The following is a 1,803-nucleotide window of genomic DNA, read 5'->3' on the forward strand; positions in this document are numbered from 1 at the left end:
GAACCACAGGCGAGATTGGGCGAACGACAATGGCAGCTGCGCGGGGCGTTCGGCGGGCACCAACCGGTCGGCGCGGCCGACGCCGCCCTGCACGCGGTGCGCCAATTCGGCGATGGTGGGTGCCTCGAATAGTGCTCGGACTCCTAGATGGGCGTTTAGGCCGGTGTTGATTGCGGTGATGAGGCGCATCGCGGACAGGGAATCACCGCCGAGGTCGAAGAAGGAGTCGTCGACACCGACCCGCTCGAGGCCCAGCACCTGGGCGTAGATGCCGGCCAGGATCTCCTCGATGGCGGTCTCTGGAGCCCGGTATCGATCCCCGCCGTGATAGTCGGGGGCGGGCAGCGCACGGGTATCCAGCTTGCCGTTGACCGTCAGCGGCAGCGCATCGAGCACCACCACCGCCGCCGGCACCATGTAAGTGGGGAGCCGCTGACCCAACCGGGCCCGAATGTCGGCCGGGTCAGCGGCTCCAGTCACATAGCCGACGAGACGCCTCTCGCCGACACGATCTTCACGAACCAGCACCGCCGCCTGTTCAACACCATCCAAAACGCTTAACGCCGCACGGATTTCGCCCAACTCGATGCGATACCCCCGCACCTTGACCTGCTCATCAGCGCGGCCAAGATAGCGCAACTGCCCATCAGGCCCCCACCACACCAGGTCCCCGGTGCGATACATACGTTGACCCGGTTGACCGAACGGACAAGCCACAAAGCGCGACGCCGACAATCCCGGGCGCCGCCAATACCCCACACCAACCCCGTGACCAGCCACATACAACTCCCCCACCACCCCGGCCGGCACCGCACGCAGCCACTCGTCGAGCACGAACAACGCCGCCCGCGTCACCGGCGAACCGATCGGCGGCCCACCCAGCCCCGAGGTCAGCGGCGCACTATGACAGACCCACATAGTGGTCTCAGTCGGGCCGTAAACATTGACCATCACCCGCCCCGGCGCCCACCGCCCCACCAACTCAGACGGACACGGCTCGGCACCCACCACCACCGCCATACCGTCCAGACCCTCGGCAGACAACACCGCCGCCGCCGACGGCGTCTGAGTCAACACCGTCACACCCTCACGCACCAACAAGGCATGCAACTGTTCAGGCGAACGCGCCACCGCATCGGGCACCACCACCAACCGGCCCCCATGCAGCAACGCCCCCCAAATCTCCCACACCGAAAAATCAAACGCATACGAATGGACCTGCGTCCACACCTGCTGACCCGACAACGCAAAACCCAAATCCAGGCCATCAAACAACTGCGTCACGTTATGATGCGTGACCGCAACACCTTTGGGCACACCCGTAGTACCCGACGTATACATCACATGCGCCACATCAAACGGCGACGCCACCGCCACCGCCGTAGCAGGCTGCGTCGCGATCACCGGATCATCCACATCGACGACCACCCCACCAAACCCGCCCAACCGCGCAACCAAATCCGCACTCGTCACCGCAACCCCGGGCCCCGCATCGGCCAACATGAACCCCACCCGCGCATCCGGCAACGCCGGATCAATCGGCAAATACGCCGCCCCCGACTTCAACACCGCCACCATCGCCACGACCGCCTCCGCCGAACGCGACAACAACAGCGCCACAACCACACCCGGACCCGCACCACACCCCACCAACACACGCGCCAACCGATTAGCCGCCTCATCAACCTCCCGATACGACCACGACCGACCCCCACACGACACCGCCACCGCACCCGGCGACCGCCCCACCTGCCCACCAAACAACCCCACCACCGACACCGGCACCAACGAACACCCCAACGC

Annotated in this window: 1 protein-coding gene; it reads right to left on the bottom strand. The window is 65.6% G+C overall.

The annotated features are described in order from the left end of the window. On the bottom strand, nucleotides 1–1,803 hold a 1,803-nt coding region (locus ACYQ8K_RS30005; RefSeq protein WP_459974997.1), incomplete at both ends, for a non-ribosomal peptide synthetase.

Source organism: Mycobacterium sp. MUNTM1 (genome assembly GCF_054660795.1).